The organism is Nonomuraea sp. NPDC003709 (assembly GCF_040610775.1).
GTDB classification, from domain to species: Bacteria; Actinomycetota; Actinomycetes; order Streptosporangiales; family Streptosporangiaceae; genus Nonomuraea; species Nonomuraea angiospora_A.
This window is the reverse complement of the sequence record NZ_JBEXMW010000007.1, coordinates 1-20,417: the sequence shown is the minus strand read 5'-3', so window position 1 is coordinate 20,417 and position 20,417 is coordinate 1. Positions and strand designations below refer to the sequence as shown.

Below are 20,417 nucleotides of genomic sequence, written 5' to 3'. Positions count from 1 at the left end.
CGTGTCACAGCTCAGCAGGGTGTCTCGTCTCAGAGGGCATGACGAACTCGGAACAGACCACAGTGCTGATCACCGGCGCCAACAAGGGGCTCGGTTTTGAGGCGGCCAGGCGGCTCGGGGAGCAGGGCTGGACGATCTTCCTCGGCTCGCGCGACGAAGAGCGAGGGCGGGCGGCCGCCGCCAAGCTGACCGACGGCGGCGCGAACGTGGTCATGGTCCCCCTGGACGTGACCTCGGACGAGTCGGTGAAGGACGCGGTACGGCTCGTTCGCGAGCACACCGACCGACTGGATGTGCTGATCAACAACGCCGGCGCGCCGGGAAGCGTCGTCGCGCCTGCGGACGCGACGGCTGACGAGATTCACTCCGTCTACGACACCAACGTGTACGGACCGATCAGGGTCACGCACGCGTTCCTTCCCCTGCTGCAGGCGGCGGACAATCCGCGGGTGGTGATGGTGTCCAGCGCCATCGGTGCCTTCGCGGTCGTGACCGATCCGGAGCAGCCCGCCTCGAAGATGCACGAGCTCGCCTACAGCTCGTCGAAGGCAGCACTGAACATGATCACCGTCCGGTACGCCCAGGCGCTCCCAGAGATCAAATTCAACCTGGTCACTCCCGGAGAAGTCGCCAACCGCAAGTTCGCCGCCACCGACATGAACCATCACACCGGCCAGCTGACGGTCACCGAGGGCACCGACCCGATCGTCAAGCTCGCGATGATCGACGCCGACGGGCCAACCGGCACCTTCATCGACCGCCTTGGCCCCGTTGCCTGGTGACTGACCGGGCCTCGGGCACCGGTCGCGTGGTGACTGGCCAGGGCTCGGGTAACGGCTGTGTGGTGAGCGTCGGCACGGGTCCGGCATCGTCGGCCGATGTGCCCCGCTGCTGGCCGTCCACTGATCCTTATGTCGGCACCGAAAGACGGGGACGTGCCTTGGTGCTCGGCTCCTGGCCTCGGCTCGGCGCTGCCGGAAGGCGTGTCCTGGTGCGTGGCTCCTGGCCTCAGTTCGACGCTGCCGGAAGATGTGTCCTGGTGCTCGGCTCTCGGCGTCGGTTCGACACTGCCGGGGGATGTGCCGTGTTGCTCACCCACCGGCGCCGGCTCAGCACCCTGGAGGGGGTGTGCTGACCATCAGCGCCGGTGGGATCACCGAGCATGCCACGGGCACATGCACGGGCCTTGTGGACCGAGCCGGCCGGAGGTCACGGACCCGGACGGGCAGTTCCGGAAGCCGGATCGGTCACGGACATCGGGGCGCCGCACTCACTTCAGGCACCATGACGCCGAACCGTGCGCGAGCTCATGCCGGCCTGACCGCGTTCGTGCTACCCGCGCCATGGGGGGTGGGGGAGCGAGTGGGTCCGCGGAGGTGGTGAGCAGGCGCGCGGATCGGCGCATGTGGATCCTTTCGCGTTGGTAACGGCTTGCACTCGTATCATTACACAGCGGAGTCGGAAGTTAACCTGATGTTCAGTAAAATCCCTGCGGCCCGCCAACAAGCCGCCGGATCAGCCCCAACGGCCGGGACGATCAACCGATGGCCAGGGCCTCGTCGTTGGGGTCGTCAGCGAAGCCGGGAACCCAGCGGATCACCTCGTCGCGGAAGCGCGCCGTGGTGCCCAGCTGGCACAGGACGCCGATGCCCGCCGCGTGGACCCGGTGGATGAGCACGTACGAGACAGGCAGGTTGAGCTGGCGGACCACGTTGGTGGGCCGCAGATCCGTCACGCTCGCGGCCTGGGCCTGCAGCCACTCCCGGCTGAACGTGAACTCCTCCACCGCCGTGGGCTCCACGTACGGCGCGAGAAAGGCCCGCAGCGCGTCCGGATCGATCTCTATGTCGCTGCGGATGAAGCCTTCCCGGCGCAGGCCCGCCGTGACGGTCTCCATGTCGCCCTCGTTGAAGATCCGCGTCAGCCGCCCGAACGCCTTGGGGTAGCCCCCGGGCAGGCGATTGACCGCGCCGAAGTCGAGGACTCCGAGCTTGCCGTTGGCCAGCATGCGGAAGTTGCCCGGGTGCGGGTCGGCGTGGAGCATCCCGACCCGCGCGGGGGAGCAGAAGAGGAAGCGTACGAAGAGTAATCCCGCCCGGTCGCGCTGCTCCTTGGTGCCCTCGGTGATGACGCGGGACAGCGGGGTGCCGTCCATCCACTCACTGACCAGCACCAGCTCGTTGGCCGCGACCACATCGGGGACGTGGAAGTCGGGATCATCGTTGAACTCCAGCGCGAAGGCGTGCTGGGCCTCGGCCTCCCGGAGATAGTCGAGCTCCTCCGCGACCCGTTCGCGCAGCTCCGCCAGCACGGCCTTCACGTCGAGGCCGGGCAGCAGCACGCCGAACAGTTTGCCCAGCCGCGCCAGCTGCGCGAAGTCGCCGAGCAGGGCCTTGCCCGCCCCCGGATACTGGATCTTGACGGCCACCTCCCTGCCGTCGTGCCACACGGCCCTGTGCACCTGGCCGATGGACGCCGCGGCCGTCGGTTGGTCGTCGAACGACAGGAAGTTTTCTCGCCAGTCGTCACCCAACTGCTCGGTGAGCACCTTGTGGACGGTGGACACGGGCAGCGGGGGAGCGGCGTCCTGAAGCTTGGTCAGCGTGGCTCGATAGGGACCGACGATCTCCTGCGGCAGCGCCGCCTCGAAGATGGACAGCGCCTGCCCGAGCTTCATCGCGCCGCCCTTGAGCTCGCCGAGCACCTTGAAGATCTGCTCGGCCGTACGCTGCTGAACCTCCTGAGCCACGATCTCCGCAGACTTGCCACCGAGCCGCTTGCCCAGCCCGAGAGCGGCGCGGCCGGCGAAACCGAGTGGAAGGGCGGCCAGCTTGGCGGAACGCGTGACAGCACGGCGCGGAAGATCGCTCACCCTCATGCGCGGAACCTCGACGAGATACCGCTTCCCCCCTTCATGGTCATCCTCTGAGCACGTCAGTCGCGGTTAGGAGACATGACCATTCTTAGCGAATATGGATTGTTTCGCATACAACGACATTGCGGATGTATGGTCCACGACCGTCTTTTCCAGCGCCAATCAGGTGTTACGTCCATTGTGCCGTTGGTCACAGCCGACTCTCTGCCATCAAGGTAGGCGAGCGCATGGCCCGCCACCGCCGCCGCGACCAGCGCAGCCAGGGTGACGTCGCAGGCGATCTCGCCCGGCGGATATCCGCCCAACCGGGCGGTGACGATCGGCCACATCGGGTCGCGATCCCGCCGCGTCAGGTCCAGGCAGTGCAGGCACGCCGTCTTCCCCGGGATGACCAGCGGGCCCACGGTCCCGTGCCCTTCGAAGGCCGAGGCCAGGAGGTGCGGGATCCCGAGCAAGGTCAACTCGTTGACCAGCACCCCGTCGAGAGGGGCGACGGGTGTGAGTATGACGAGGTCGGGGCGGTCCGACTGATCCCCGAGATAGGGGCCTCCCGCCATCGCATTGACGGACGGCCGGGGCCCGCTCTCGTCTTCCTCGGTTTGGGGGATGCGGGTGCCTTGCGTAGCTCGGGTGGTGCGAGGACCTTTCCCGGCTTGCGGGCGTTGGGGCTGGGCGGTCGGGGCTCCTTCGGCGCGGGGGCCGTTTGCGGTGGCGCGGGGGTTGTCGCTTGAGCGGGTGGAACTGGGGCTGGCGATGGCGATGGGCTTGCCTGGGTTGGTGCCGGTGGTGCCGGTGGTGGCGATGGGTTTGGCCGTGGCGGTGCCGGTGGTGGCGATGGTCTGGGGTGGGACAGTGCCGGTGGTGGCGATGGGCTGGGCCGTGGCGGTGTCGACGGTGGGTTGGGATGGGGTGGTGGCAGTGGGCTGAGGTGTGGCGGTGTGGAAAGGGGCGGGAGGTGCGGTGTCGGTGGAGGCGGCCGGACTGCGCCGCGCCGTGGGGGTGTGGCCGCCTGAAGTGAGTCGCCGGGCGACCATCGCGGCGCCGACCTCACGGGGGAGGCCCACCTCCGCCCACGTCAGGCCGCCCGGTGTGATGTCGCACGGGCGTGCCGTGGCCGGGTCGAGGATCCGGATGGTGCCGACTCCGGAGGCGGCGAGCAGGGCGGCCACCTGGGCGCCCACCCGGCCCGCCCCATAGACGCGCACCCGCCGCTCGCGGCGGCGGGCGATGAGGCCGATCGCGCCGTCGGGGGCGGTCGAAGCGAGGTCGAGGGCGTCGAGCTCCGGTCGCAGGCGGTCCCGTTCGGCCAGGGAGAGGTCGGCGATCGGCGCGGGGCTGGTGGCGGCGTCGTGGAGAGCGCCTTGGGCGGCGAGCTGATCCAGCAGGGATCGGGCGCGGATCTCGTCCAGGCCGGCGGCGGCCGCGTCGCTCAGGACGCACTCCAGGTCGCGGGTGCCGTCGAGGCCCTCTATCCATCGACGGACGGCCTCGGTCAGGCCGCTCAGCATGACGGCCCGGAGAGGGTGCGCGCCGTACTGGAGTGTGTGCTTGTCGCGGATGATGCGCCGGAGGGCGGGCTTCACACGTGGCCTCATGGCGGGAAGGGTTCCATGCCGGAGCAAGATCCCGAGGGGGTTCGGTGATGGCTGTGGATAACTACGGGTCGTGAAGGCGCCTGTGGAAGCAAGCAGGTCAGAGCACCGATGGGCGGCATATCCGGTTGATGAGGGGCAAGGCCCGCCTCCGGTTGGCCAGGGAGGGCTGGGGCGGTTGCGGGTGAGCCGTGTGGAGGGGGTCGGAACGTGGTCTCGGGCGGTGGCTGTCGGGTGGTGTGGTGGGGGTGGTTGGGGTGAGGGAGTGGCCTTTGGGGGTTGGAATGTGGCGTCGGGCGGTGGCTGTCGGGTGGTGTGGTGGGGGTGGTTGGGGTGAGGGAGTGGCCTTTGGGGGTCGGAACGTGGTCTCGGACGGTGGCTGCCGGATGGTGTGGTGTGGGTGGCTGAGGTGTGGGAGGGGCCCTTGGGGCACGAAAGGGTGGCCTCGGGGTTCCAAACGCAGGGGCGTGACGCGGCCAAGGAGGGCGGCTGAGGGGGATCGCTAGATAAAGGTCTGGTAAATCAAGCTTTCCCGAAAAATGACCGAATGTCGGAAGCTCGAGGGGCCGGAATGAAGATCATTTAGAACGCTCCCATCACCACAAGACCCCGCAAACTACCCCAGAACCAAGACCATCAAGGCTTGGAAGCCGTGCTGAGGTGGGAATCTTCCGTCTGGCCCGTGACCACGGCCTCCGCCCGCATGATCAGGCGCTCGACGCCCATCGGGAAACGCCGCATGCCCAAATTCACCGGCTCTTAATCATCTGACCAGCAGAAACAACGTCCACCCTCTGTGGAATTTCGCCAGGGTCGGCTACCGTGCATATGTGCCCCCCGAGACAGTCGAGGTTCGTCGCAGTTCTCGTCGCCGGCGTACGGTCTCCGCCTACCGCGACGGCGACAAGACGATCGTGCTCCTGCCCGCCTGGCTGAGTGGCGAAGACGCAGATGAATGGGTGAGCCGGATGCTGGATCGGCTGGCCGCGAAGGAACGCCGACGAAGGCCCACCGACGAGGCGCTGCTCGAACGAGCCAGAGAACTGTCGGCGAAATTCCTCAACGGCATGGCGGAGCCGGCGAGCGTGCGCTGGGTCGACAACCAGCAGCACCGATGGGGCTCGTGCACCCCTGAGAACGGCACGATCAGGATCTCGACCAGGCTCAAGGGCCTGCCCGAATGGGTCATCAACTACGTGATCATCCACGAGCTGGTGCATCTGCTGGTGCCCAGCCACGGTGCCAAGTTCTGGGCGCTGGTAGAACAGTATCCCAAGGCAGAACGCGCGCGCGGGTTTCTGGAGGGATTCTCGGCCGCGGCCCAGACGGCACCGGAGGAGTGTTGACGCGCATCGCCGCGGTCCTGGTACGACAGCGCATGGCACAGGCGGCGCCCCCGGGCGTGGATCCCGCACGCTTCCTCGAAGCGGTCGCGGAGGACACCTACGAGATGGTCGCGGGGCTGGAGCTCGTCACCCCGGTCCTGATCACCAGCGTTCCCGAGCTGGAGGAGATCGTCTGGCCGGGCACCGAAGTAATCACGATAAAAGACGACGACCCGCTAAAAATCATCCTTCAGCGCCTCAAGGCCGACCAGGTCGCTGTGATCAGCGCGGATGCGCCTGACCTGCCGCCCCTCCTCGTCGGCAAGCTGTTCAGGGAGCTCGGCAGGGCCGAGATCACCATCTGCCCGGCGGAGAACGGCGGCGCCGTGGCCATGGCCTGCGCGCTCCCCCCGCCCACCTGGGCGGACCCCGACCTCGACGACGAGCGGATCGTGGCCACCCTGCGCGCCCAGGCCCCGGGCTCCCGTAAGGTCGCCACCACCCCGGGCTGGCACCGCCTGCGCACCCCCGAAGACGTCGAACGCCTCGACCCCGGCCTGGAAGGCTGGGAAAGCACCAGGGCGCTGATCAGGGCACGGTGAGCTCGGCCAGCACCGCCCGGTGGTCGGTCTTCGGCACGTCGCGCACGCTGACCTCCTTCACCCCCACCCGCTCGTCCACCAGTACGTGGTCGATCGTGATGATCGGCGGCACCCGCTTGTTCGCCGGCCACGTCGGTATCAGCCCGGCCCCCACGGTGTCGGCCGCGTCCTTGTAGCCGCGAGCCAGCAGCCCGCGCAGGGCGGCGTGGTCGAGGGAGGCGTTGAAGTCACCCGCGATGATCCGGATCCGGTCGGGGGAAGTGGAGGGAAAGGCCGCCATGGCCTCGTTCCACTCGATGACCTGGGGCCCGAGCGGCGGGAACGGATGCGCGTCGATGAACTCGATCGGCTTCCCGCCCGGCAGCGAGATCAGCGCGGCGGGCATCTGGTGCCCGACCGGCGGCATCAGGTTCCACAGCGGCTCCACCGGATGCCTGGAGTAGAGCCCGCTCCCGCCGGCGCTCCACTCGTCCTGCAGCACGCGGTACGGCATCAGCTCCTTGAGCCCGGCCTCGTCGAGGTCGGTGACCGCCCCGGGGGTGAGCTCCTGCGTGCTCAGCACGTCGGGCTGGAACTCGTGTACCAGCTTCATGATCGTCGCAGTGTCGGCCCGGCCGAACAGCATGTTGATCGTCATGACCTTCAGCGGCCTGCCCGTGGTGGCCTCCGCCCTGCCCAGAGCCCTGGGCAGCACGCTGAAGCCGAGTGCGGTCGTGGCCAGCAGCGCGACGGCGGTCGCCGCCCGCTTACGCCCGACCGCGGCGATCAGGAGCGGGACCAGCGAGCCAGCCGCGGCGTACGGGGTGGCGGTCATGATCTGCGTGGGCAGCGACCCCCGCTCCAGACCGGCCACCCGCACCACGGCCCACGCCGCGAACGGGGTCACGGCCAGCCAGGTCAAAGTAGTCGCGGGGAACTTCCGGCGCTTGCGCCCGGGTGTCACGATCGTGCCGCCGACGGCAGAAGTCTCCACGCAGCCCCCTATTTGGAACGACGCAAAAGACTCTAGCCAAACGCGCGTGAGCCCGAGCTAAGAGCCGCCTGTCCACGTGCGGCCAGCCGCCGCGTCGCCTCGTCGGACAGCTCGGGGATCGCGTCCACGGGGAACCAGCGCAGGTCGAGCGACTCGTCGCTGATCACGGCCTCGGCGCCGGGCGGGGCCACGGCCGCGTACTCGACGTCGAGATGCCAGCTGTACGGGGGATGGCACCACACCTCGTGCCTGTCGACCGCGAGCGGCCCGGGCAGCAGCTCAAGCCCGGAAATTCCCGACTCCTCCCATGCTTCCCGCAGAGCAACGTCCACGAGCGACATGTCGGAAATCTCGCAGTGGCCACCCATGGGCAGCCACTTCTTGGCCTTCGGATGCAGCGTGAGCAGCACCTGCGTGCCGTCGTGCGACAGCACCGCCGTGGTGGCCGTCAGATGTCCCGGTACGCATTCCCGCAGCATCGCATCGTCATGCGCACGCAAATGCTCCAGGAACTCCAGGCGCAACGACTCTTCCTCGGGCGTGGGCGCGTTCCACGCGGACAGCACCGCCACCGCGTCGCCGTGCAGGCTCAACTCTCGTCGCCCTTGTCGCCCTTGTCACCTTCGTCGTCCGGCTTCGCCTCCAGCTGGGAGATGTCCCAGGCCGCCTCGCCTCGTACGAACGCGTCGGGATCATCGAGGTCGTCGGCCGTCGGCATGAGATCGGGGTGGCCCCACAGCGCGTCGCGCCCCTCGAGCCCGCGCTCGCTCTCCAGCGCGCGCCACAGCGCCGCCGCCTCACGCAGGCGCCGGGGCCGCAGCTCCAGCCCTACCAGCGTGCCGAACGTCAGCTCCGCGGGCCCACCGGTCGCGCGCCGCCGGCGTACGGTCTCCGCCAGCGCCACGGCGGAGGGCAGCTTGCCCTCGGCGGCCTGGTCGACCACGGTGGCCACCCACCCCTCGACCAGGGCGAGCATCGTCTCCAGCCGCGCCAGAGCGGCCTTCTGCCGCTCGGTCTCCTCGGGCTTGAGCAGGTTGCCCCCGCTCAGCGCCTCCTGGATCGCCTGAGGATTGTTGATGTCGAGACCGCGGATCTGCTCCTCGAGCGCCGAGGTGTCGACCGTGATGCCCTTGGCGTATTCCTCGACCGCGCCCAGCAGGTGGGAGCGCAGCCACGGAACGTGCTGGAACAGCCGGTGGTGCGCGGCCTCGCGCAGCGCCAGGTAGAGCCGGATCTCGTCGGCCGGGATCTCCAGGCCCTCGCTGAACGAGGCGATGCCCCCGGGCAGCAGCGCGGCCGTGTCGGACAGCGGCAGGCCGATGTCGGTGGTGCCGACCACCTCGCGGGCCAGCGAACTGATCGCCTGCCCGATCTGCTGGCCGACCATCATGCCGCCCATCTGCTTGAGCATGCCGAGCAGCGGGCCGGCCATCTGCTGGGCCTCGGGAGGCAGCCCGGATCCGCCGAGCGCGCCGCCCATGGTCTCGACCATGCGCTCCGCGATCGGCTCGCAGAGCTTGCGCCAGACCGGGATGGTGTTCTCGATCCACTCGGACCGGCTCCAGGCTCGCGGGTTGGACACGCCGCTCGGCAGCGTCGTCGCCTCGTTCAGCCACAGGTCGGCCAGGCTCAGCGCGTCGACGATCTGACGGCGCTCGCCTTCCATGACGCTCGGATCGCCTTGGGCGACCACGGCGTGCCGGGCGATGTTCTTCGCCATGTCCCAGTTGACAGGGCCTGAGCCCTGAGGCGCCGACAGCATGTCGGCGAACTGGCGCATCGCCTGAGCCATCTGCTCAGGGTTGCCGAACATGGCGAACGGGTTCTCGTTAGGGTCGTTTTCGCGACCTGGCAGGTCAGTCACCGCTCTACCTCGTGCAGGATGGAGGAGTCCACATCCGCCACGTTAGTCGTCCTACGGCGGATCAGTGCAAAGTGAGGACCTGGTGCCTACCTCGAAACGCCCGAGCCAGCCCGTAGTAGCCGTCACCGGAGCGGCCTCCGGCATAGGCCGAGAGCTGCTCGCGAGGCTCGTATCCTCCGCGGATTTCCGCAGGGTGGTGGCCATTGACGAGGAGCGCGGTGATGTCGGGGAAGCCACGTGGAGAGTGATCGACGTACGGGATCCGCTCTTGGCGAACCGGATCTCCGACATCGACGTCCTGGTCCATCTGGCCGGTGACTACGCCGTCGACTCCGACCCGTCCGAGCGGCGCGCGTACAACCTGCGGGCCGCCCAGACGGTGCTGACCGCCAGCGCGGCGGCGCGCGTGCGGCGTGTCGTGCTGGTCACGAGCGCCATGGTGTACGGCGCCGCGCCCGACAACGAGGTGCCCCTGCCCGAAGACGCCCCCGTGGCGGCCGAGCCCGACACCGGCGTCGTGGGCGACTACCTGGAGATCGAGTCCCTGGTACGCCGGTCGCTGCGCAGCCACCCCGGCCTGGAGGTCACCGTGCTGCGCCCGGCCGCGGTCGTCGGCCCGGGAGTGGACACCGTCATCACCCGTCACTTCGAGTCGCCCAGGCTCCTGACGGTCAAGGGCTGCAACCCGCGCTGGCAGTTCTGCCACATCGACGACCTGGTCTCGGCACTTGACCTGGCCGCCCGCGGTGTCGTCACGGGCGTGGTCGCCGTCGGCTCCGACGGATGGATGGAGCAGGAGCAGGTCGAGGAGCTGTCGAGCATCCGCAGGTTCGAGCTGCCCGCGGGGCTGACGTTCAGCACGGCCCAGCGCCTCCACCGGCTCGGCATCACCCCGGCCCCGGCGACCGACCTGCACTACGTCGTCTACCCGTGGGTCGTCGACTGCACGGCGCTGCGCGAGGCGGGCTGGAAGCCCTCGTGGACGAACGAGGCCGCGTTCGAGGAGCTCCTGGAGCTGCGCGAGAACAGGACGACCGTGGTCGGCCGGCGCCTGCCCGTCAAGGAGGCCACGCTCACCGCGGCCGGCGCCACCGTGGCCGTCATCGGCACCGCCGCGATCGTCCGCCAGGTGCGCAAGAAGCGGCGCGGCTGAGAAATCCGCCGTCAACCCGGCCTTGACCAGGTACGACGGCGTTTCGGGAGTCCAGCGGGCGGATTTCTTGTTGGTAGGCTCTTTGCGTGGACGTCATCCGGTTGCTCGGCATTCGTGATACCGCGCTCTCCGTCGACGAAGTGCTGGCCGCCGTGGGCGACCACGCCGCCGGCGGCACCGCCCTCTTCGTGGGCACCGTGCGCGAGCAGGACCACGGAAAACCGGTGACCGGGCTCTCCTACTCGGCCCACCCCTCGGCGGAGGCCGAGCTGCGGCAGGTCGCCGAGAAGGTGGCCGCCGACTTCCCCGTGACGGCGCTGGCCGCCGTCCACCGCGTGGGCGACCTGGAGCTGGGAGAGGCGGCCGTCATCGTCGCGGTGGCCGCACCCCACAGGGACGAGGCGTTCAAGGCTTCGAGACGGCTGATCGACGACCTGAAGGCAAACGTCCCCATCTGGAAACACCAGGTGTTCGCCGACGGTGAGACCGAATGGGTCGGCGCCGGCGAATAAGCTCATCGACATGTCACGACGCGCCCTGACCCTTCTGCTCGCGGGATTCCTTGTGCTCGCGCTCGGCGTGGTGGGCGCGTTCAGTCCGGTCCCGTACGTCGTGCTGAGCCCCGGCCCGACCGAGAACACGATCGGCGAGGTCGACAAGAAGCCCGTGATCTCGATCAAGGGGCGGGAGACCTACCCGACCGGCGGCGCGCTGAGCCTGGTCACGGTGGCCTACCAAGGCGGCCCGGCCGCCCAGATCGACCTGCTGACGGCTTTGCGCGGCTGGATCGACCCGACCGTGGCGGTGGTCCCGCAGGAGACCATCTTCGCTCCCAACCGCGACCCCAAGGAGGTCGAGGAGGAGAACACGGTCGAGATGACCAACTCCCAGGACTCCGCCAGGGCCGCCGCCCTCAGTGAGCTCAAGATCCCCTTCAACATGGTCGTGACCGTGGTCTCCACGGAAAAGGGCCGGCCTGCCGACGGCAAGCTGCTGAAGGGCGACGAGATCAACTCCGTGGACGGCAAGCCCGCGAAGGACGTCGACGTCGTGGGCGATGCGGTCAAGGCACACAAGCCGGGCGACAACGTGGCCTTCTCCGTCACCAGGGGAGGCCAGAAGCTCGACGTCACCGTGCCCACCGTGGCCGGGCCCAAGGGGCAGACCCTCGTGGGCGTGGTCATGCAGGCCAAGTACAAGTTCCCGTTCGACGTCGACATCAACGTCGGCGACGTCGGCGGGCCGAGCGCGGGGCTGATGTTCTCGCTCGGCATAGTCGACAAGCTGACGCCCGGTGAGATCACCGGCGGCAAGCGGATCGCCGGCACCGGCACGATCCAGCCGTCGGGAGAAGTCGGCGCGATCGGCGGTATCGCCCAGAAGATGGTGGGCGCGAAAGACTCCGGCGCGACGGTCTTCCTGACGCCCGCCGACAACTGCGCCGAGGCCATGCAAGCCGTGCCCGACGGGCTCCGGCTGGTCAGGGCCGACACGCTGCATGACGCGGTGCTCGCGCTCGACGCGCTGCGCACGGGCAAGGGAAACGTGCCCGCGTGCGAGGCCGGATGAAACTTCTGGAGCTCGCCGTGCGTTAGCCGTAGGGCTGGCACTGCGGTGTAAGTTGCCAGACACGGACCGTTTCTTCATCACGACGAGGGGTTGGCCTTGAGCTTCCGGACCCCAGGAGCCGGTAGGGCGATGCGCTTGCCCCGCCGTCCGAGACTGCTTCTGCCTGTGGCGATCGCTCTGGTGGCGATCGTGGCGCTATTTTTCCTATTTTCCGGTATTTATACCGACTATCTATGGTTTGACGCGGCCAGATACACGTCGATCTTCACCGGTGTCCTGCTGACCGAGATCGTGCTGTTCCTGGTCGGCGCGCTGCTGATGGTCGGCATCGCGGGCGGCAACATGCTGCTGGCCTTCCGGACGCGGCCGATGTTCGGGCCGGCGATGTTCGGCGGGGGCAGCGGCGCCGACCGCTACCGCATGGCGCTCGACCCCCACCGCAAGCTGATCTTCATCGTCGGCATGGGCCTGCTCGCCCTCTTCTCCGGCTCCTCCTTCGCCGGCCAGTGGGAGACGTGGCTGAAGTTCGTCAACGGCGAGTCGTTCGGCAAGCAGGACACGCTGTTCGGGCTGGACATCTCGTTCTACGTGTTCGACTATCCGTTCATCCGGATGGTGCTGAACTTCCTGTTCACCGCCGTGATCATCTCGATCGTGCTGGCGGCGATCACGCACTACCTGTACGGCGGGTTCCGGCTGCAGTCCCCGGGCGTGCACGCCTCCAGGGCGGCCCGCGTCCACCTCTCGGTGCTGCTCGGCGTCTTCGTCCTGCTGAAGGCCGTCGCCTACTGGGTCGACCGCTACGGCCTGGTCTTCTCCGACCGCGGGTTCGTCCACGGCGCGTCCTACACCGACGTCAACGCCGTCCTGCCGGCCAAGACCATCCTCGCGATCATCGCGTTGATCTGCGCCGCCCTGTTCTTCGCCGGGATCTTCCGGCCCGGCGGCATGCTCCCCGGCGTCTCGGCCGGCCTGCTCGTGCTCTCGGCCATCCTGATCGGCGGCGTCTACCCGGCGCTGGTCGAGCAGTTCCAGGTCAAGCCCAACCAGCAGGGCAAGGAAGCGGCCTACATCCAGCGCAACATCAACGCCACGCGCGAGGCGTACAACATCGACAAGACCGAGGTCGAAAACTACAACGCCGAGTCCGACCCGTCGAAGGTCCAGAAGGGGGGCGACGCCTCCGTCTCCGGTGTCCGGCTGCTCGACCCGGCGCTGCTGTCCTCGACGTACGAGCAGACGCAGCGCATCCGCGGTTTCTACAACTTCGGCGATACGCTCGACGTCGACCGCTATCCCGACAGCACCGGCAAGCTGGTCGACCATGTCGTCGGCGTGCGCGAGATGACCGGTCCGCCCGAGGGCCAGAACAACTGGATCAACCGGGCCCTGGTCTACACGCACGGCTACGGCTTCGTCGCCGCGCCGGGCAACCAGGTCGACGGCGGCGGCCTGCCCAACTACGACGCCAAGGACATGCCGGTCACCGGCCCCCTGGCGACCACCACCGGGCTGCGCCAGCCGCGCATCTACTTCGGCGAGGAGCCGGCCGCCGAGGAGTACATCATCGCGGGCGGCAACCCGAAGACGAAGGAGCTCGACTACCCGCAGACGGGCGGCACGGGCCAGGCCGACAACATCTACGACGGCAAGGGCGGCGTCCGCGTCGGCTCGTTCCTCAACAGGCTCGTCTACGCCGCCAAGTACGGCGAGGCGAACATCCTGCTGTCGGGCGACGTCAACGACAACTCCCAGATCCTGTACGTGCGTAACCCGCGCGACAGGGTCCAGAAGGTCGCGCCCTTCCTCACGCTCGACGGCAACCCCTACCCGGCGATCGTCAACGGGCGCATCACCTGGATCCTCGACGGCTACACCACGTCCAACGACTACCCGTACTCGCAGAGCGAGAGCCTCGGCGACATGACGCGGGACGCGTCCACCGACCGCCGCGTGATCGCCCAGCAGCCGAGCGACAAGGTCAACTACATCCGCAACTCCGTCAAGGCCACGGTCGACGCCTACGACGGCACGGTCACGCTCTACGGCTGGGACACCAACGACCCGCTGCTCAAGACCTGGAGCAAGGCGTTCCCGGGGGTCATCCGCCCGGCCTCGGAGATGAGCGCCGACCTGCGCAACCACGTCCGCTACCCCGAAGACCTGTTCAAGGTGCAGCGCTACACGCTGTCGCGCTACCACATCACCAACCCGGCCGCCTTCTACAACGGCCAGGACTTCTGGAACGTCCCGGGCGACCCCACGCAGAACGACAAGAACATCAAGCAGCCGCCCTACTACCTGACCACCACGATGCCGGGCGGCACGCCGACGTTCTCGCTGACGACGACGTTCGTGCCGCGGCAGGGGAGCGCCAACCTGTCGGCGTTCATGGCGGTCGACTCGTCAGCCGGCTCCGGCTACGGCCGGCTGCGCATCCTGCGCATGCCGTCCAACACTCCCATCCCGGGCCCCGGACAGGTGCAGAACGCCTTCCAGAGCCGCCTCGCCGGTCAGCTCAACGTGATGGGCGTGGGTAGCTCGTCGCTCCGGTACGGCAACCTGCTGACGCTGCCGTACGCGGGCGGCCTGCTCTACGTCGAGCCGGTGTATGTCCAGGTGGCCGCGGGCGGTGGCCAGGAGCCGTACCCGATCCTGCAGCGGGTCCTGGTGTCGTACGGCAACAAGATCGGCGTCGGGCCTGACCTGGAGAAGGCGCTCGCGGAGGTCTTCGGCGGCCAGCAACAGCAGCCGAACACGCCCACCGAGCAGAACGTCCCCAACCAGGCCAACACGGCGATCAACTCGGCGATCGCCAATGCCAAGAAGGCGTACGAGGACGCGCAGAAGGCCCTGCAGTCCAGTCCGCCCAACTGGGACGCCTACGGCGAGGCGCAGAAGAGGCTGGAGGAGGCGCTGAAGGCGCTGGAAGGGGCCAACGCCCAGCAGCCCAAGCCCTCGGCGACCCCGTCGGCCACTCCATCCGCCAGCCCGTCGGCGACCCCGTCGGGCGCGCCGTCGAGCACGCCTTCCGTCTCGCCATCGCCTACGGGATCGCAAGCGGCAGGCACGTCCTAGCCCAATCGGTTTGCGCCCACCCCTCGTCGCCCACTAGTCTTTAAAAGCAACAACGCGACGCGGGGTGGAGCAGTTCGGTAGCTCGCTGGGCTCATAACCCAGAGGTCGCAGGTTCAAATCCTGCCCCCGCTACCAGCCCAGAAGCCCGGGCTCCTTAATCGGAGTCCGGGCTTTTGCTATTGGCCCCACGGGGGTCCGGCGATGCGTTCCCCGTCAGCGGGGCCACCCGGGGACGGTCGCGCGTGGGCCGTCCGCGGCCCTCCCTCAAGGGACGGCGGGCGGTTCGGGGTCGGGGTTGGTCAAAGCACTGTCGCGGGCCCTGTATAGTTATATCCAGAGACACCGACGCGGGGTGGAGCAGTTCGGTAGCTCGCTGGGCTCATAACCCAGAGGTCGCAGGTTCAAATCCTGTCCCCGCTACCAAGCCAGAGTCCCTGGTCACCGGAGAGATCCGGAGACCAGGGACTTTGTCGTTTTCCGACCTTGCCGTCATTGTCCCGCAAATGATTACATCATTACATGAGTGAACCCACGCTGTACGACTGGGCAGGCGGCACTGAGGCGTTCGAGCGGCTGACCGAAGCGTTCTACCGCACGGTCGTCAAGGACGACCTGATCGGCCCGCTGTTCGCGCACATGGACCCCGATCACCCCAAATATGTGGCGATGTGGCTCAGCGAGGTCTTCGGCGGCCCCGATCGGTACACCAAGGAGCGCGGCGGCTACCCGAACATGCTCCGCCACCACCTCGGCAAGGCCATCACCGAGCCCCAGCGCCGCAGGTGGGTGAATCTCCTCATGGACGCGGCCGACGAAGTGGGACTGCCTGACGACCCCGAGTTCAGGGCGGCGTTCGCCGGCTACGTCGAATGGGGCACCAGGCTGGCCAGGCACAACTCCCAGCCGGACGCCACGCCTCCGCTTGAAGCTCCCGTGCCCCACTGGGGTTGGGGGGTCGCGCCGCCGTACCAGCCGTAACCTGGAGGAATGGGGAGCACGTCCCGCGGGAGGCTGCGCGTTCACCTGGGTGCGGCGCCCGGCGTGGGCAAGACGTACGACATGCTGAGCGAGGCGCACCGCGCCCGCGAACGTGGCAAGGACGTGGTCGTGGGCTTCGTCGAGACCCACGGCCGCGCCAGGACGGCCGGCCTGCTCGACGGACTCGAGGTCCTGCCGAGGCGGACGATGACCTACCGCGGCGCGACGTTCACCGAGCTGGACGTCGATGCCGTCATCGCCCGCGCCCCCACCGTGGCGCTGATCGACGAGCTCGCCCACACGAACGTTCCCGGCTCCCACAACGTCAAGCGCTGGCAGGACATCGACGCAGTGCTCGATGCCGGCATCGACGTCGTCTCCACCCTCAACATCCAGCACCTCGAATCCCTGAACGACGTGGTCGAGCAGATCACCGGCGTGTCGCAGCGGGAGACCGTACCCGACGAGGTGGTGCGGCGGGCCGACCAGATCGAGCTCGTCGACATGGCGCCCGAGGCGCTGCGCCGGCGGATGGCACACGGGAACGTCTACCCGCCCGATCGCGTCGACGCCGCGCTGGCCAACTACTTCCGCGTCGGCAACCTGACCGCCTTGAGGGAGATCGCCCTGATCTGGCTGGCGGACAAGGTGGACGAGCAACTCGACCAATATCGCGCCGAACATGCCATAGCGGGCACCTGGGAGGCTCGCGAGCGCGTGGTCGTCGCCCTCACCGGAGGCCCGGAAGGGGACACGCTCATCCGCCGGGCCGCGCGCATCGCGGCCAGGAGCAAGGGGGCCGATCTGCTGGCCGTGCACGTCACGAGCGCCGACGGCCTGACCTCCGGCGGCGACCCCGCGAACCTGGTGCACCAGCGGGCCCTCGTCGAGGCCCTCGGCGGGTCCTACCACCAGGTGGTCGGCGACGACATCCCGCACGCGCTGCTGGAGTTCGCCCGTGGCGTGAACGCCACCCAGCTCGTGCTGGGCGCGTCGCGAAGAGGACGGCTCGCGCAGATCGTCGCGCGCGGCGTGGGTGTGACGACGACGGCGCTGTCCGGGCCGATCGACGTGCACATGGTGACGCACGAGGCGACCAGGACGGGCCGCGGGCGGGCGCGGTCGAGCGCCGTGCTGACCCGCCGGCGGCGGCTGTCCGGCTGGGGGCTGGCGCTGCTCGGGCCGCCGCTGCTCACGGTCGCGCTCCAGCCGCTGGGCCTGTCGCTGCCCAGCGAGATCCCGCTCTTCCTGCTGCTGGTCGTCGGGGTGGCCCTGGTGGGCGGCATGTGGCCGGCGTTGACGGCGGCGGTGCTCGGGTTCGGACTGCTCAACTGGTTCTTCACGCCGCCGCTGCACACGTTGACGATCGCCGAGCCGCAGAACGTGCTCGCGCTGACCACGTTCGTGCTGGTGGCGGTCATGGTCAGCACGGTCGTCGACCTGGCGGCCAGGCGCAGCAGGGAAGCGGCGCGCTCGCGGGCGGACGCCGAGGTGCTGTCCACGCTGGCGGGCCACGTGCTGAGGGGCGACGCGGCGCTGCCGTCGCTGCTGGCCAGGACGCGGGAGACGTTCGGGTTCGGCTCGGTGACCCTGCTGGAGCGTACGGACGACTGGCACATCGTCGCGACCTCGGGCGGCGTGCCGTGCACGAGCCCGGGTACGGCCGACACCGACGTCGTGATCGACGAACGGCTCGTGCTCGCCGCCCGGGGGCGCCTGCTGGACGCGAGCGACCGGCGGGTGCTGGAGGCGTTCGCGGCGGAGGCGGCGGTCGCCCTGCGCGAGCAGCGGCTGCGCGAGGCGGCCGAGCAGGCCGAGCCGCTGGCCGAGGCCGACAGGATGCGCACCGCTCTGCTGGCCGCCGTCAGCCACGACCTGCGTACGCCGCTCGCCTCGGCCAAGGCTGCGGTCGAGAGCCTGCGCAGCACCGACGTGACCTGGTCGGACGAGGACCGCGGCGAGCTGCTGGCCACCGCCGACGAGTCGCTGATCAAGCTGGACCGGCTCGTCGCGAACCTCCTCGACATGAGCCGCCTCCAGGCAGGCGTCCTCGGCGTGAACCTGGAGCCCGTGGCGATCGAGGACGTGCTGCCGCACGCCATCGACGACCTTGGCCCGCTACGCGACCAGATCCGCAGCGACCTCCCGCCCATCGTCCCCGAAATCATGGCCGATCCCGCCCTGCTGGAGCGCGTGCTCGTCAACGTCATGTCGAACGCCGTCCGCTACAGCCCCGACGGCGAGCCCGTGGTCGTCAACGCCAGCTGGCACGGTGACAACGTGGAGATCCGCATCATCGACCGGGGCCCCGGCATTCCGCCGGAAGCGCATGAAAGGGTGTTCATGCCGTTCCAGCGGCTCGGCGACCGCGGCAGCCACACGGGCGTGGGGCTCGGCCTGGCGCTCTCGCGCGGCCTCACCGAGGCGATGGGCGGCACGCTCGTGCTGGAGGACACGCCCGGAGGGGGACTGACCATGACCGTCTCGCTGCGGAGACACACGTGACCCGCGTGCTGGTGGTGGACGACGAGCCGCAGATCCTGCGTGCGCTGCGCGTCAACCTGGCCGCCCGGCAGTACGAGGTGGCCGTCGCGGCCGACGGCGGCTCGGCGCTGCGCCAGGCCGCTGAATGGCATCCCGACCTGGTCATCCTCGATCTCGGGCTGCCCGATCTGGACGGCGTGGAGGTCATCGAGGGCCTGCGCGGCTGGACCGCCGTGCCGATCATCGTCCTCTCCGGGCGCGCGGACAGCACCGACAAGGTGGACGCGCTCGACGCCGGCGCCGACGACTACGTGACGAAGCCGTTCAGCGTCGACGAGCTGCTCGCCCGCGTCCGCGCGGTGACCCGCCGCACGGGCCAGCACGAGGAGGAGACCGCCACGGTGCGGCTGGGCGATCACGTGATCGACCTCTCCAGCAAGACGATCTCGGGAGGGGTACGGCTGACGCCTACGGAGTGGCACTTCCTGGAGATCCTGCTGCGTAACCCGGGCAAGCTGATCAGCCAGCGCCAGCTGCTGCGGGAGGTCTGGGGAGACTCCTACCTCAAGGAGACGCACTACCTGCGCCAGTACATGGCCCAGCTCCGGCGCAAGCTCGAACGGGATCCCGCCCGTCCGGTGCACCTGCTGACCGAGTCGGGGATGGGCTACCGGTTCCAGCCGTCGGCCTCCTCCGAGTAGCAGTGGGCTGACGGCCCGACGAGCATCACGACCGCTCGCTGTACGGCCCAGCCCAGGAGCAGGATCCCGAAGGCCACCTGCACGACCCGCATCCAGAGGGAAGAGCTCTGATCGGCATAAAGCACGACGCCGACCCACATAAGGCCGAATATCCCGACTAGTGCGACTGCCGCCCAGTTCAACCCGCGCTGCCACATATGCGAAGTCTTACAGCCGGTCAGCCAAGGCCGGGTATGGGCCGAGTGCTCATCGGGTCAGCGGCTAATGCGGGAGGGTCCGCCTCATGCCGATGCACCGGCGCAGGCGCATTCCGCGCGGGCGCTGGGGGACGGACTCCTCCAGGCAGGCGAGCAGCAGGGCCGCCGTACGGGCGTCCGCCAGGATGCGCTGCACGGCCTCGCCGTCCTCCGGCATCTGGCCGCGCTCGGACAGCTCGTGCTTGAGGAACGCCATGGGGTCGGGCGCGTCCGCGATGTCGGCCGCCACCGTCGCCCGCGCCGCCGTGAGCAGACGCAGGTAGTGGGTGCGGAGTACGGCCTCGCGCATACGGGCGTGTTCGAGGTCGTCGATCAGCGTCCTTGCGATCCTCAGCAGGTCTCCGGCATGGGTCGCCTCGTCGGCGAGGAAGGCACGGATGTCGTCGAACTCCGAGCGGGTCATAGCGGGCACCTCCGAGAGCGCAGTCTGCTCGTAGGTACTTCGTACCTGGCAGCGATTGCGGATGACTTGCCGACGGCTTGACAGCTGGGGCGCCGACCTGGGTGTCCTTGGTGAGGTTTGGGCGTTGCGTGGTGAGGGAACAACCACGTGATTACCTGAGTGGCGCGAAGTGGGTGCGTCGGGCTGCTAGAGTTGCTTCGCGCAGGGCGGCCGAGGGAGTCCACAGAGACTCCCGGAGACGCCCGGCAAATCCCACTTACTTCGAGGGTCGCCCTTCGGTGGATTCGCACCGGTTCGGATGGCCTGGTAAGTTAGAGGGGTTGTCCCGGAAACGGGGCGGGTCTTAATTCCAGCAGGTCGAGCAAGTCGGGTCAATTTGACAGGGACTTGAACGGCTGAAAGAATAAAGACACAACGAAATGAACGCCTCCGAGCGAAAGACCGGAACGGTTTTGAGCAAGGAAGTACGCGTCCGTTTCTTGAGAACTCAACAGTGTGTTAAAAGCCAGTGCATGAGATACACATGCATATCCCCGTCATTTATGACGGAAATTGCTTGGATT

General features: G+C 68.5%; 17 protein-coding genes and 2 tRNA genes. 12 read left to right on the top strand and 7 right to left on the bottom strand.

The annotated features are described in order from the left end of the window. Positions 1 to 62 precede the first annotated feature (62 nt). The gene (locus ABZX61_RS21920) at positions 63 to 782 is read left to right on the top strand and encodes an SDR family oxidoreductase (protein WP_355197103.1); all 720 of its coding nucleotides are present in this window, start codon (positions 63 to 65) and stop codon (positions 780 to 782) included. Between the two features lie 755 nt (positions 783 to 1,537). On the opposite strand, the gene ABZX61_RS21915 is transcribed toward ABZX61_RS21920, so the two are convergent. Together ABZX61_RS21915 and ABZX61_RS21910 are read right to left on the bottom strand one after the other, a co-directional pair. Beyond that, positions 1,538 to 2,872, bottom strand: coding sequence for an AarF/ABC1/UbiB kinase family protein (locus tag ABZX61_RS21915; protein ID WP_355197821.1), 1,335 nt, complete (start codon positions 2,870 to 2,872; stop codon positions 1,538 to 1,540). 62 nt (positions 2,873 to 2,934) lie between these two features. Continuing rightward, positions 2,935 to 4,470: a thiamine biosynthesis protein ThiF gene (locus ABZX61_RS21910; RefSeq protein WP_355197101.1), complete on the bottom strand. Its 1,536-nt coding sequence runs from the start codon at positions 4,468 to 4,470 to the stop codon at positions 2,935 to 2,937. Positions 4,471 to 5,297: 827 nt separating this feature from the next. Between ABZX61_RS21910 and ABZX61_RS21905 the strand changes: the two genes are divergently transcribed. After that, entirely contained in the window at positions 5,298 to 5,813 is a 516-nt protein-coding gene (locus ABZX61_RS21905; protein ID WP_350725375.1) for a M48 family metallopeptidase, read from the top strand. After that, a complete protein-coding gene (locus ABZX61_RS21900; RefSeq protein WP_355197099.1) occupies positions 5,810 to 6,394 on the top strand; it encodes a hypothetical protein in 585 nt (194 codons plus the stop codon). Before ABZX61_RS21905 ends, ABZX61_RS21900 begins: the two co-directional genes overlap by 4 nt. Here ABZX61_RS21900 and ABZX61_RS21895 read toward each other — a convergent pair. Genes ABZX61_RS21895 through ABZX61_RS21885 form a run of 3 tightly spaced genes read right to left on the bottom strand, consistent with a single transcriptional unit; the run spans position 6,381 to position 9,180 of the window. Next, positions 6,381 to 7,367 (bottom strand): endonuclease/exonuclease/phosphatase family protein, encoded by a 987-nt coding sequence (locus ABZX61_RS21895; RefSeq protein ID WP_350725371.1) that lies wholly within the window; start codon positions 7,365 to 7,367, stop codon positions 6,381 to 6,383. The genes ABZX61_RS21900 and ABZX61_RS21895 overlap by 14 nt on opposite strands. 32 nt (positions 7,368 to 7,399) lie before the next feature. Next, positions 7,400 to 7,960 carry an NUDIX domain-containing protein gene (locus ABZX61_RS21890; RefSeq protein ID WP_355197097.1) on the bottom strand — a complete coding sequence of 187 codons (561 nt, stop codon included), beginning with the start codon at positions 7,958 to 7,960 and terminating at the stop codon, positions 7,400 to 7,402. After that, positions 7,957 to 9,180, bottom strand: coding sequence for a zinc-dependent metalloprotease (locus ABZX61_RS21885; protein ID WP_355197819.1), 1,224 nt, complete (start codon positions 9,178 to 9,180; stop codon positions 7,957 to 7,959). The genes ABZX61_RS21890 and ABZX61_RS21885 overlap by 4 nt, the downstream gene beginning before the upstream one ends. A gap of 130 nt (positions 9,181 to 9,310) precedes the next feature. On the opposite strand from ABZX61_RS21885, the gene ABZX61_RS21880 reads away from it, so the two are divergent. The 9 genes from ABZX61_RS21880 (at position 9,311) to ABZX61_RS21840 (ending at position 19,194) form a co-directional block, all read left to right on the top strand. Next, entirely contained in the window at positions 9,311 to 10,384 is a 1,074-nt protein-coding gene (locus tag ABZX61_RS21880) for an NAD-dependent epimerase/dehydratase family protein (protein WP_355197817.1), read from the top strand. An 86-nt stretch (positions 10,385 to 10,470) separates the two neighbouring features. Continuing rightward, positions 10,471 to 10,896, top strand: a complete 426-nt coding sequence (locus ABZX61_RS21875) for a molybdenum cofactor biosynthesis protein MoaE (protein WP_350725367.1) — start codon at positions 10,471 to 10,473, stop codon at positions 10,894 to 10,896. Positions 10,897 to 10,906: 10 nt separating this feature from the next. Then, a complete protein-coding gene (locus tag ABZX61_RS21870; protein WP_355197094.1) occupies positions 10,907 to 11,953 on the top strand; it encodes a PDZ domain-containing protein in 1,047 nt (348 codons plus the stop codon). A 129-nt stretch (positions 11,954 to 12,082) separates the two neighbouring features. Next, the gene (locus ABZX61_RS21865; protein ID WP_355197092.1) at positions 12,083 to 15,031 is read left to right on the top strand and encodes a UPF0182 family protein; all 2,949 of its coding nucleotides are present in this window, start codon (positions 12,083 to 12,085) and stop codon (positions 15,029 to 15,031) included. 58 nt (positions 15,032 to 15,089) lie between these two features. After that, positions 15,090 to 15,166: transfer RNA gene (locus tag ABZX61_RS21860), tRNA-Met, on the top strand. A 211-nt stretch (positions 15,167 to 15,377) separates the two neighbouring features. Beyond that, a tRNA-Met gene (locus ABZX61_RS21855) sits at positions 15,378 to 15,454 on the top strand. A 96-nt stretch (positions 15,455 to 15,550) separates the two neighbouring features. Beyond that, positions 15,551 to 16,009: a group II truncated hemoglobin gene (locus ABZX61_RS21850; RefSeq protein ID WP_350725362.1), complete on the top strand. Its 459-nt coding sequence runs from the start codon at positions 15,551 to 15,553 to the stop codon at positions 16,007 to 16,009. Between the two features lie 9 nt (positions 16,010 to 16,018). Continuing rightward, complete coding sequence (locus ABZX61_RS21845) at positions 16,019 to 18,514, top strand: DUF4118 domain-containing protein (RefSeq protein WP_355197090.1); 2,496 nt, start codon at positions 16,019 to 16,021, stop codon at positions 18,512 to 18,514. After that, on the top strand, positions 18,511 to 19,194 hold the full coding sequence (locus ABZX61_RS21840; RefSeq protein ID WP_355197088.1) for a response regulator: 684 nt from the start codon (positions 18,511 to 18,513) through the stop codon (positions 19,192 to 19,194). Before ABZX61_RS21845 ends, ABZX61_RS21840 begins: the two co-directional genes overlap by 4 nt. On the opposite strand, the gene ABZX61_RS21835 is transcribed toward ABZX61_RS21840, so the two are convergent. Both ABZX61_RS21835 and ABZX61_RS21830 read right to left on the bottom strand, forming a co-directional pair. After that, on the bottom strand, positions 19,161 to 19,334 hold the full coding sequence (locus ABZX61_RS21835) for a hypothetical protein (RefSeq protein WP_355197086.1): 174 nt from the start codon (positions 19,332 to 19,334) through the stop codon (positions 19,161 to 19,163). The genes ABZX61_RS21840 and ABZX61_RS21835 overlap by 34 nt on opposite strands. A 121-nt stretch (positions 19,335 to 19,455) precedes the next feature. After that, entirely contained in the window at positions 19,456 to 19,854 is a 399-nt protein-coding gene (locus tag ABZX61_RS21830) for a hypothetical protein (RefSeq protein ID WP_355197084.1), read from the bottom strand. Positions 19,855 to 20,417 lie beyond the last annotated feature (563 nt).